The sequence below is a fragment of the Streptomyces sp. NPDC059850 genome (genome assembly GCF_042731515.1).
In the GTDB taxonomy this organism is placed as follows: domain Bacteria; phylum Actinomycetota; class Actinomycetes; order Streptomycetales; family Streptomycetaceae; genus Streptomyces.
Map to the genome: position 1 here is coordinate 18,516 of NZ_JBHWJI010000009.1, position 11,036 is coordinate 29,551.

Sequence of the window (11,036 nt, forward strand, 5' to 3'; positions counted from 1 at the left end):
CTTTCACTGAGGCGGGCGGATCGTGGTGCTCAGATCGCTCACATACAGATCGGTGCGGGCCCGTGCGGTGGCGCCCTCGGCGAAGCAGCGCGCGGCGGCCAGGTCCCAGGCGACGGTGACGCTGCCGCGTGGCGGGACGGTGACCCGGCGGAAGGCGAGGAGTTCCCGTCGCCGGGGCAGTGTCGTCCCACCGGTGCGGTGGCCGAACAGGGGGACGATGACCTCGGCTTCGGCGGGGGCCGGGTTGGTGAGGCCGACTTCGACGCGTACGGATCGCCCGGACACGTCGGCGGTGAGGTGGTCGAAGGCGATCGTCCCGTAGCGCAGGCCGAACCCGAACGGGAACAGCACCGGGTCCGGCGCGTCCCGGTAGACGTCGGCGGCCGGGTGGCGGTCGTTGTACCGCACGGGCACGGCCGCGGCGTGGCGGGGCGCGGTGAAGGGCAGCAGGCCGACCGGTTCGTGGCCGCCGAGGAGCGCGCCGGTGATGGCTTCGGCGCCGTGCGGGCCGGGGTAGCCCGCCCACAGTACGGCGTCGGTGTGATCCGTCACGGTGGTGAGCACATGGGGTCTGCCCGCGATGACCACCGCCACGACGGGGCAGCCTGCCTGGGCGCGTACGGCGGTGACCAGATCGTCCTGGCCTCCGGGCAGCGACACGTCCGCGAGGTCGACGCCCTCTCCGGCGGTGGCCACCACGGCGGGGCCCGTGACGGCCCCGTTGTCGGCGAAGGTGTCGTCGTAGGCGCGGTGGCTGGTCCCGCCGAGGGCGAGGATCACGACGTCGGCGCCGCGCAGATCGGCCGGGGAGGGCGGGCCCGGCGGGCACACGATCTCGGTGTGGGGCAGGGCCTCGCGCAGCGCGTGTTCCAGGGAGACGGCCGACGCTTCGGGGAGGGGTGGCACATAGTCGCCCAGCAGCGCGGTGACGTCGTGGGCGCCTGGCCCGGCGAGCACCACTTTGGTGAGGGACCGCGGGCGCAGTGGCAGCAGCTGGTCCGCGTTGTGCAGCAGGACCAGGGACTGCCGGGCGAGGCGCCGGGACAGCTGGTCCGTCGTACGGAGGGCCGGTACGAGGCGGTCCGGGCCGGGTGCGGGTCGGCCGTGGGCCGTTTCCGGCAGCAGGCCCAGGCGGTGTTTGAGGGTGAGCACCCGGCGGCAGGCCGCGTCGACCAGCTCGGCCACCCGGGTGTCCTGGGACATGGCGGATTCCAGCAGGGTGAAGGACTCGTCCCACAGGGAGAGGTCCACACCGGCCTCCAGGGCGGCCACTGCGGCGGCCTCCGGGCTTCCGGTCATCGTGGCCAGGCGGTCCACGGCCTGGCCGTCCGCCATGACGATGCCGTCGAATCCGCACTCGGTGCGCAGGAAGCCGGTGAGCAGTTCGCGGTTGGCGCAGCAGGGGACGCCGTCGATGTCGTTGTACGCGGCCATGAAGCCCAGCGCGCCCGCCTCGACCGCCGCCCGGGCGCTCGGCAGATGGAGTTCGCGCAGGTCGCGGGGGCCGATGACGGCGGACTGGCCGTTGCGTCCGCCGACCGCCTCGCCCTGGGCCGCCAGGTGCTTGAGCACGACGGCGACGCTGCCGCGCCCGTCCTGGTGGCCGCCCTGCATCCCGGTCACCACGGCGCGGGTGAGTTCGGCGGCCAGCAGCGGGTCTTCTCCGAAGCACTCCTCCGCCCTCCCCCAGCGCGGGTCGCGCAGCAGGTCCAGCGCCGAGACGAGCGCCATGTGCACGCCGCTCGCCGCCAGTTCGGCGGCGACGGCCGCGGCCGCCTCGGTCAGCAGGTCCGGGTCCCATCCGGCGGCGACGGCGAGGTTCGTGGGCAGCAGCGTCCCGCCGAGGGCCTGGTGGCCATGGGGTGCCTCTTCCGAGAGGAGCACTCCGATGCGGTGGCGGCTGCCGCGCGCCACTTCCTCCTGGACCATCGCGGCGACCTCGGCGCGCTCCTCGGGCCGGATGCCGTCCTGCCACGAGCGGCCCGACCAGGCGTCGGCGCGGAACAGCCCGTACAGGGCCCCGAGTCCGCCCCAGCGGTCGATCTCGGCGCGGGCCGGGCGGGTGAGCCGGAAGCCGCCCCGGGGGGCGCGTTCGACGGCCTGCCAGCCGTAGAGGCGCTGGTTGAGCTGGCCGACCTTCTCCCGTGGGGTCAGCTCGGCGAGGAGGCGTTCGACGGGCGCGGGAGCGGGTGCGTGTTCAGTGTTCGGCATGGGTGTGCGTCCTGCTCAGTACCTCGGCGTCGCTGACCGAGGTGTAGTAGGTGCGGCCGGTGGGTTCGGCGTGGACGAGGGAGGTGATGCCGCGGGCGCTCAGCGCGCCCGGGTCGGCGGCGGACGACGATGCGACGAGGGCGGGGCGTACTCCGGCGCGGGCACCTCGCATCCAGGTCTCGAACACCCCACCGCCCGGGGAGAGTTCGGCGCGGGACACGGGGACATCCTGGCCGTCGACCGGGACCACCACGGCCTCGTGCCGGGGCGCGGGGCGTGGCCGTGTCCGGAGTTCCGCGGCGAGTGCGGCGAAGCGGTGTCCGATCGGCTTCACCACGCCGTCGGCGCCGATCAGGCCGAGGCTGTGTTCGAGGTCCGGGAAGTCTCCGAGGCGGCGGTCCACGTCGTGTGAACACCACCAAGTGATGCCCCACAGCGCCTCGCTGTCGGCTGCCGCCCGTACCGTCTGTTCGAGGAAGTCGGGCGCCTGGTCCTCGGCGAGGTGGTTGAGCGGGGCGCCGACCTCCTGGAGCCACACCGGGCGGGCGGGGTCGGTGGCGAAGGCGCGGGACAGCTCGATGAGGTACGCGGCGTGGTGGACGCTCTCGTGGGACATGGCGCCGTAGCCCTGCGCCGTGCCGTTGAAGATCCACGAGTGGACGACGCTCATGTGGCCGTGGCGGCTGGAGTGTGCGGGGACGAAGGCGTGGCCGTCGGCGTACCAGACGGCGTCGTATTCGGCGTTGAGCCTGAAGTGGCGGGGGTCGCGCGGCCCGGTGCCGTGCAGGGCGTCGAGCCAGCCGGTCACCTGGTGGGGCGTGGCGGGCATCGGGGTGGGGTGCACCGCCGAGGTGAACTGGTTGACCTCGTTGCCCAGGGTCAGCCCGAGGAAGGTGGGCACGTCGTGCAGCTGCTCGTCGAAGGCCTCCACCAGCCGGGCCTGGGCGGCGATGGCGTCGGGGTCGCTGAACATGCTGCGCCGGTGCCAGTCCGTCAGCCAGCTGGGCACGAAGTCGAAGCCGGACAGATGTCCCTGGAGGACATCGACGCTGGCGTCGAGACCGGCTTCGCCCGCGATTTCCACCACCTCGCGGATGTCCCGCAGGGCTCGGTGGCGGATCAGGGTGCGGTTCGGCTGCACGACGGGCCACAGCGGCAGGATGCGTACGTGGTCGATGCCCAGGCCCGCCAGGGATTCCATGTCGCGGCGGGTGGCCGCGCGGTCCGGGGCCAGCCAGGAGTAGAACCAGTCTTTCGACGGTGTGTAGTTGACTCCAAACCTCAGCATCTCAACCTTTCAGGCCGCCGGCTTCCAGCCCGCGGAAGAAGTGGCGCTGCAGGACGGCGAAGAACGCCACGATGGGGACGAGGGCGATGATGGTCCCGGCGGCGATGAGGCGCGGATCGTCGTAGAAGGTGCCGCGCAACCGGTTCAGGCCGACGGTGAGGGTGTAGTTCTGTTCGTCGGACAGGACGATGAGGGGCCAGAGGAAGTCGTTCCACGAGCCGACGAAGGCGAAGATGGCCACCACCGCGATCACGCCTTTGACCTGGGGCACGGAGATCCGGATGAAGCGCTGCCAGGCGTTGGCGCCGTCGACGATGGCGGCTTCTTCCAGCTCTCCGGGGAGGTTGCGGAAGGCGTTGCGCATGAGCAGCACGTTCAGCGCCGCCACCAGGGTCGGCAGGGCGACTCCGACCAGCGTGTTCACCAGTCCGGTGGCCCTGACGGTGAGGAATTGCGCGATGAGGACGGTCTCGGAGGGGACCAGCAGGGCGGCCACGCAGATCGCGGTGGCCACGCCCCGGCCACGGAAGCGCAGTTTCCCGAGCGCGTATCCGGCGCAGGTGGCTCCGACCACGTTGCCGGCCACGGCCATGGCCGCCACCGCCAGGGAGTTCAGCAGGTAGCGCGGCACGGGTACGCGGTCGAGCACCGTGGCGAAGTGGTCGAGCGTCGGGTGGTCGGGGATCAGCTCGGGCGGCCGTGTGTACAGCGGTTCCCCGGCGCCCTTGAGGGACAGCGACAGCTGCCACACCAGTGGCCCCGCCAGGAGTACGGCCATGAGCAGGAGGGTCAGGTGGCGCGCCACGGAGCCGGGGGACGTCCTGCGCCGCCGGGCGGCGGCCGTCGGGCGCGTGCGTGCGGCGGGCTCAGCCATCAGGAACTCCTCTTTCGCTGCAGGGCGAGTTGCGCGAGCAGCAGCCCGCCGAGGATCACGAACATGAAGAGGCTGATCGCGCCCGCGTACCCGGTCCGCGCCTGCAGTCCGGTGCCCTCCCGCTGGATCAGCATCGTCATGGTGAGATCGCCCCCGCCCACTCCCCCGGTGCCGCCGGTGAGCACGTAGACCTCGCCGAACACGCGGAAGGCCGCCACCGAGGACAGCACGGCGATGAGGGTCATCGTGGACCGCACACCGGGGACCGTGACGGCCAGGAAGCTGCGCACCGCCCCGGCCCCGTCCATCGCCGCCGCGTCGTACAGGCTCTGGTCGATGTTGGCCAGCGCCGCCAGGTAGATGACCATGTAGTAGCCGAGGCCGGTCCACACCGTGACGAACATGGCGCTGAAGAGCAGCAGCCACCGGTCGGTGAGGAAGGGGACGGGCTCGGCCACTACATCGAGCGTGGCGAACGTGGCGTTGACCAGACCGCGCTTGTCGAGCATGTTCGTCCAGATCAGGCCGACGACCACGGGCGACATCACGACGGGCAGATACATGGTGGTGCGGAAGAAGCCGGTCAGCCGTCCCGCGCTGCTCACCAAAGTGGCGAGGACGAGCGGGAGGACCACCATGCAGGGCACCACGCACACGGTGTAGAGCGTGGAGTTCAGCAGCGCGGTGGTGAAGCGTTCGTCGGCGAACATGCGGCGGAAGTTGTCCCAGCCCACGAACTCGCCCTGCCGCAGCAGGGTCGAGTCCGTGGACGACAGGCCGAGCGTGTTCGCGAACGGCACCATCACCATCAGCACGATGACGGTCAGCCCCGGCAGCAGGAACAGCCACGGGGTCAGGGACCAGCGGTGCGTGGCCAGGACGGTCGCCGTGCGGCGAGCCGGGCGCGCGGCGCGTTTCACGGACGTACGACGCTGAACGGAGAGGGTCACTTGTCCGCTTTCAGGCGCTCGTTGGAGTACCGGACGGAGGCGTCCAGCGCCGCCTTCACAGATTTCTTGCCCAATAGTGCCTGGGCGATCTGCTCCCGCAGCGTGTTGCTGTCGGCCGAGCCGGAGAACGCGGGCGGCCACCACACGACGGCCTTGCGCACCTGGTCGGCGCTCTCCCGCCGCACCTTGGTGGCCGGGGTGCCGTCGTCCTGGGTGAAGTACGCGTCGTCCAGCGTCCCGGCGGACGAGGGGAAGACCGATGCCTTCTTGGCGAAGCCGAGCTGGTTGGCGGAGTTCGTGACGTACGTGGCGAAGGCGGTGGCCAGGGCCTGGTTCTTGCTCGCGGCGTTGACCACCAGGGATTCGAGGTACATGTTGGGGGCGCTGTCGCTGATGCGCGGCCCGATGCCCAGGTTCTTGTAGACGGCGGGCGCGGTGGCCTTCAGGTCGTCCAGGGTGTACGAGCTGCCGGGCAGGTACGCCAGACGGCCCGCCTTGAACTCCTCCACCTCCTTGGTCTGGAGATTGTTCAGCGCCTCCTCGCCCATGCCCTTCTTGGCGTAGAGCTTGCGGAACCGCTCGACGTACTCGACGCCCTTGGCGTTGTTGTAGGTGAACTTCTCCCCGCGCGCGTCCATGAGGGGCACGCCGTACTCGCCGAAGGTCTCGATGGCGGGCATCCGGGCGATCATCATGGTGTCCGAGCACTTCTCGGCCATGGTTTCCGCCTGGTCGAACAGCTCGTCGTAGGTGGCGGGCAGCTTGCGTGGGTTCAGTCCGCACTTCTTGAAGAGGGACGTGTTGAAGAAGGACGGCCCGGTGTTCAGGTACCACGGGTAGCCGTACGTGCCGCCGTCCAGGCCCTCGAAGGTCATGGCCTCCCATGCCTTGTCCGCGTACTTCTTCTCGGCCTTCGGGTCGGCCTTGTTCAGGTCGAGCAGCACACCCGCCTTGGCCAGGGTGTACGCGGACTCCGGCCCCATGTCGACCACGTCGGGGAGGGACCCGGCAGCGGCGTCGGCCGACAGCTTGTCCTGGTAGCCCTCCGCGGGCTGGTCCACCCACTTGATGTCGGTGCCCGGGTGGGCCTTCTCGAACGAGGCGATGAGGTCGTTGAAGTACGAGGTGAACTTGTCGTTCTTCAGGTTCCAGGTCTGGAAAGTGATCTTGCCGGACACCTTTCCGTCCGACTTCTCCGTCGTCTCGCCGCCACCCATGACACAGGCGGACAGCAACAGCGATCCAGCAGCGAGTCCCGCGATGAGCGCCGACCGTCTTCCCGCTGGCGTCATTCGTCTTCTCCTCATCCGAGGTGTGTTCCAGAGGCGATCCGCAGGGTCGCCACCTGGAAGGGGCCGAGGTTCAGGGCCGCGCCGTCGGCGGGACGGCGCGTACCGGACGGTGTCCGGGGCAGGGCGGTGGGCAGGTCGTCGCCGGGCGCGAGTTCGCGTTCCAGCAGGTCGGTCTCGTGTACGAGGGCGCCCGCGCCGAGTGCCGCGCAGGGCCGGAGCAGGGCGCTGGCCCGGCTTCCCCGCGTTTCGTAGATCCGCACGACGAGGTCCCCCGAACCGTCGTCGGCGAGTTTGATCCAGTCGACCATCGCGTGGCCTTGCAGCGCCTCGATCCCCACCAGGGGTTCCAGTGGCGGGAGCGGTGCGATGTCGGGAGCGTTGAACACGGAGGCGGCCTCGACCGCGGCGGGCACATCCGCGCCGGGGAGCAGCGCCCAGCGGAAGTGGTGGCGGCCCGCGTCCGCATCGGGATCGGGGAAGCGGCTGCCCCGCAGCAGCGACAGCCGGACCACGGTGGCGTCGTGGTCGGCCCGGGCGTCGGCGCCGTACATGGTGTCGTTGAGGATGGCGAGTCCGTACGCGCCGTCCGTCACCTGGATGTACCGGTGCATGGCGGCCTCGAACATCGCGTCCTGCTCGGCGGTGTTCACCAGCAGCGGCCGCTCGACGTATCCGTACTGCGTCTCGAACCGGGCCGTGGGCGCCATGATGTGGACCGGCAGAGCCACCTTGAGCAGCCGCTCACGCTCCTGCCAGTCGACCGCGCACTCCGTCTCGAAGCGTCCGGCGCCCGCCCTCAGCCACATCGTCAGCGTGACCGTCGACGCGCCGAACCGCCGGACGACCTCGACCCCGGCGTCGGGGCCGTCATGGACCACCGTGCGGCTGGTGACATCGTCGACGACCTCGAAGGTGCGCAGGGTATGGCGGTCAACGTCCCAGGCGTCCCACCGCACCGGCTCGTCGCGGAACAGCTGCAGTACGCCCGTACGCCCGCCCGGTGGCACCACCTCGCGGCCACCGCGCAGGTCGCGCAGCGACGTGACGTGGCCGTCGGCGTCGACGACGACCCGCAGCAGACCGTCGTCCAGAACGGTGGCGCCCGCTTCCCCGTCGGTGACGCGCACGGGATCGGGACGCGTGTCGGCGGCGGGGACGAACGGCGGGAGCAGCCCCGCCGTCCCGCCATCGACCGCAGTGCCCAGGGCCTTGGCGGCCTCCTCGATGAGTTCGCGCAGCCGGGACTCGATGGCCTGGTAGGTGTCGCGGGCCTCGCGGTGCACCCAGCTGATCGAGGTGCCCGGCAGGATGTCGTGGAACTGGTGCAGCAGCACACCGCGCCAGATCTCGTCCAGGCTCTCCCCCGGATAGACCGCGCCCCGCAGGACCGTGGCCGCCGCGCTGAGGTACTCGGCCGCCCGGAGAAGCGATTCGCAACGCCGGTTGTGGCGCTTCATCGCCGCTTGGGAGGTCAGGGTGCCCCGGTGCAGCTCCAAGTACAGCTCGCCACGGTGTACGGGCGCCAGTGGCTTCGCCACCTCCTCGACCTCGCGCAGCTCCGCCTCGGCGTCCTCGAAGAACTCCGCCGGAGTGCGGGACACCACGCGTGGCGCGCCCTCCAGGTCGGCGAAGCGGCGCAGCCGTTCGGCCATCTCCCGGGTGGGGCCACCGCCGCCGTCGCCGTAGCCGTAGGGCAGCAGCGAGTGGGAGGCGATCGCCTTGTCCTGGAAGGTGGTGACGGCGTGGCGCAGTTCGCGGGCGGTGACCTCGGCGGCGTAGGTCTCGGCGGGCGGGAAGTGGGTGAAGATCCGCGTGCCGTCGATGCCCTCCCACCAGAAGGAGTGGTGCGGGAAGGTCGTGGTGTCGTTCCAGGAGATCTTCTGGGTCAGGAACCAGCGGGCCCCGGCCCGGCGGGCCAGCTGCGGCAGCGCTCCCGAGTAGCCGAACGAGTCGGGCAGCCACACCTCCCGTGGTTCGATACCGAAGCGGCTGAGGAAGTACCGCTTGCCGTAGGTGAGTTGGCGCACCATGGACTCGCCGGTGGGTATGACGCCGTCCGGCTCCACCCACATGCCGCCGACGGGCACCAGCCGCCCCCGCTCGACGTGGTGGCGCACCCGCGCGAAGAGTTCGGGGTAGTGGTCTTCGAGCCAGGCGAAGTGCTGCGCCGCCGACATGGTGTAGACGAGGTCGGGTTGGGCGTCCAGCAGGGCCAGGGCGTTGGAGACGGTCCGGGCGAGTTTGCGCACCGTCTCACGTAGCGGCCATAGCCACGCCGAGTCCATGTGCGCGTGGCCGACCGCGGTGATCCGGTGGGCGGAAGCGTGTGCGGGAGCGGCGAGCAGTGGCGCGAGGTGGGCGCGTGCCCGGCGGGCGCTGGCCTCGGCGTCCGCCGCGTCGTAGGTGTCGAGGGCGCGCTCGATGCCGTAGAGCAGTTTCCAGTGGCGCGGCTCGTCCTGGTCAAGTTCGGCGGCGAGGCCACCGAGGACGTCCAGGTCGCAGAGGAAGGCGTGCACCTCCGGCACGAACACGGCGGTCTCCGCGCGGCGTAGCCGGAACTGCTCGAAGGGCTCCCGCGCGCCCTTCTCGCCGTGTTCGGTGGCGACGAAGGGCGGCAGGCCGAGCAGCAGGGGGTTCGCCGCGGCCTCGACGTAGAGGGTGAAGCGGCCGTCCGCGCCGAGCAGCCCGGGGCCGGTGTCCCTGTCGCTGAGGCGGATGGCCGTCTGCCGTGGGTGGAGGCCCTTGACGATGGTGCCGTCCGGTGTGAAGACCAGGCCTTCGCAGTGTCCGCCGACGGAATGGTCGAACCAGCCCAGATCGAGGAGCAGGTCGACCGGGCCGGGTGGGGTCCGGGGCTCGACCCGGCCGCTGACGCGGAACCAGGTCGTGGACCACGCGGCCCCCCACGCCTCGCCCAGGGCGAAGGGACGGTAGTCGGGGCGGCCGCGCCGCGGCTCGGTCCTCAGCCCGAGCGCGTGGCGGGGGCTCACCGGTTCGCCGTCGTCCCCGACCGTCCACGCTTCGATCGCGACGTCTCCGAGGCGGCGGTGGACCCGGGGAAGGACGCGCTCCCGACGTACGCGGTCCAGCCGCTCAAGTGTGCTGCTGAAGTGACGGTGCATGTGTGGTCCTCACCGCAGAGAGAGGAGCAACAGGTCGTCTAATACGTTTTAGTAGTGTCGAGTCGGCGGCAGACTAATACGTTTAAGTTCGTCAGTCACCGCAGCGGATCATCACGGTTGCGTAAAGTCGACGGGGGTCACGATGGAGGGGTCGATGCCACCGAAGAACCATGGCTCGCGCGCCGAGGAAGCGCCGCCCCGGCTGCGCAGCACCGATATCGCTCGGCTCGCGGGCGTCTCCGTCGCGGCGGTGTCCATCGCGGTCAACGGGCGCCCCGGGCTGAGCGACGCCACCCGTAAGCGCATCCTCGATGTGGTGGACGAACTCAACTGGCGTCCGCACCGGGCGGCCCGCGCGCTCAAGGGCGCGGCCAGCGATGTGGTCGGCATCGTCATCGCCCGTCCCGCGCGTACGCTCGGCGTCGAGCCGTTCTTCGCCCAGTTCCTCTCCGGTCTGCAGTCCTGCCTGTCCAACCGGGGAATCGCCACGCAGTTGCTCATCGTCGAGGACACCGAGGCCCAGACGGCGGTCTACCGGCGCTGGGCGGCCGAGAACCGGGTGGACGGCCTCGTGCTGCTCGACCTCGCGGTCGACGACACCCGGCCCCAGCTCGTCGCCGATCTGGGCATCCCCGCGGTGGTGTTGGGCAGCCACGGGAACCCCATGCCGCTGGCCAGCGTCTGGGTGGACGACCACGCGGCGACGGTCAGCATCCTGCGCCATCTGGTCTCCCTCGGACACCGGCGCGTCGGCCATGTCAGCGGCACGGTGGCCTACCAGCACACCCAGCGCCGGCTGCGGGCCGTCGCCGACGTACGCGAGTCCACCGGCATCGACGTGACGTCCGTCGCCACCGACTACTCCGACGCCCAGGGCGCGTCGGCCACCCGCCGCCTGCTGGAGGCCAGTCCCCGCCACACGGCCATCGTGTACGACAACGACGTCATGGCGGTCGCCGGGCTCGGCGTGGCCACCGAGATGGGCATCCCGGTGCCCGGCGAGGTGTCCGTGGTGTCCTTCGACGACTCCGTCCTCACCACCATGGCGCACCCCTCGCTCACCGCGCTGACCCGCGACACCTTCGCGCTCGGCACGCTCACCGCCACCGAACTGCTCCGCGTCATGGCCGAACGCCCCGCGCCCCGCGCCGTGCAGGCCCCCACTCCACGACTCGTCGTACGGCAGAGCACCGCCCCTCCCGCCGGGGGCTGATCCGCCGGTCCCGGGGTATTCCCATAATCTCCCTAGACCTGCCCGGTATCCCCCTGGACTTTCCGGAGCCGTTACCGCCGGTTGCG

Annotated in this window: 7 protein-coding genes; 1 reads left to right on the forward strand and 6 read right to left on the reverse strand. The window is 70.9% G+C overall.

Annotation, left to right across the window (positions count from 1 at the left end; translation table 11 throughout):
• Positions 1-3: 3 nt before the first annotated feature.
• The 6 genes from ACFV9T_RS09510 to ACFV9T_RS09535 are packed head-to-tail and all read right to left on the reverse strand — an operon-like array spanning position 4 to position 9,737.
• Positions 4-2,211 (reverse strand): glycoside hydrolase family 3 N-terminal domain-containing protein, encoded by a 2,208-nt coding sequence (locus tag ACFV9T_RS09510; RefSeq protein WP_385437925.1) that lies wholly within the window; start codon positions 2,209-2,211, stop codon positions 4-6.
• Entirely contained in the window at positions 2,198-3,499 is a 1,302-nt protein-coding gene (locus tag ACFV9T_RS09515) for a glycosyl hydrolase (protein ID WP_385437927.1), read from the reverse strand. The genes ACFV9T_RS09510 and ACFV9T_RS09515 overlap by 14 nt, the downstream gene beginning before the upstream one ends.
• A gap of 1 nt (position 3,500) precedes the next feature.
• Entirely contained in the window at positions 3,501-4,373 is an 873-nt protein-coding gene (locus ACFV9T_RS09520; RefSeq protein ID WP_385437929.1) for a carbohydrate ABC transporter permease, read from the reverse strand.
• Entirely contained in the window at positions 4,373-5,293 is a 921-nt protein-coding gene (locus tag ACFV9T_RS09525; protein WP_385437931.1) for a carbohydrate ABC transporter permease, read from the reverse strand. Before ACFV9T_RS09525 ends, ACFV9T_RS09520 begins: the two co-directional genes overlap by 1 nt.
• A gap of 26 nt (positions 5,294-5,319) precedes the next feature.
• Positions 5,320-6,615 carry an ABC transporter substrate-binding protein gene (locus ACFV9T_RS09530; protein WP_385437933.1) on the reverse strand — a complete coding sequence of 432 codons (1,296 nt, stop codon included), beginning with the start codon at positions 6,613-6,615 and terminating at the stop codon, positions 5,320-5,322.
• An 11-nt stretch (positions 6,616-6,626) separates the two neighbouring features.
• Positions 6,627-9,737 (reverse strand): alpha-mannosidase, encoded by a 3,111-nt coding sequence (locus ACFV9T_RS09535; RefSeq protein WP_385437935.1) that lies wholly within the window; start codon positions 9,735-9,737, stop codon positions 6,627-6,629.
• Positions 9,738-9,891: 154 nt separating this feature from the next.
• On the opposite strand from ACFV9T_RS09535, the gene ACFV9T_RS09540 reads away from it, so the two are divergent.
• A complete protein-coding gene (locus ACFV9T_RS09540) occupies positions 9,892-10,950 on the forward strand; it encodes a LacI family DNA-binding transcriptional regulator (RefSeq protein WP_385437937.1) in 1,059 nt (352 codons plus the stop codon).
• The last annotated feature ends 86 nt before the right edge of the window (positions 10,951-11,036 follow it).